The sequence below is a fragment of the Lentzea aerocolonigenes genome (genome assembly GCF_000955955.1).
In the GTDB taxonomy this organism is placed as follows: Bacteria; Actinomycetota; Actinomycetes; order Mycobacteriales; family Pseudonocardiaceae; genus Lentzea; species Lentzea aerocolonigenes_A.
On the sequence record NZ_JYJG01000315.1, the window covers coordinates 1 to 292 of the forward strand.

1 pseudogene is annotated in these 292 nt (G+C 68.5%); it reads left to right on the forward strand.

The annotated features are described in order from the left end of the window. Positions 1–292: pseudogene (locus UK23_RS34890) on the forward strand (poly(3-hydroxybutyrate) depolymerase); the annotation flags it as partial.

Sequence of the window (292 nt, forward strand, 5' to 3'; positions counted from 1 at the left end):
GGCTACAACTGGTCGTACTACGGCCTGCGCAAGCTCGCCGACCAGGCCAGCAACGGCACGATCTTCGTGGCGCCGCAGGGCAACGGCAACGGCTGGGCCAACCCCGGCGGCCAGGATCTGACGTTCATCGACGACCTGGTCCGGTTGCTGGACAACAGCCTCTGCGTCGACACGAGCCAGCGCTTCGCCGGTGGCTTCAGCTACGGCGGCGGGATGTCCTACGCGATCGCCTGCGCCCGCGCGAACGTGTTCCGCGCGGTCGTCGTCTACTCCGGCGGAGTGCTGAGCGGGT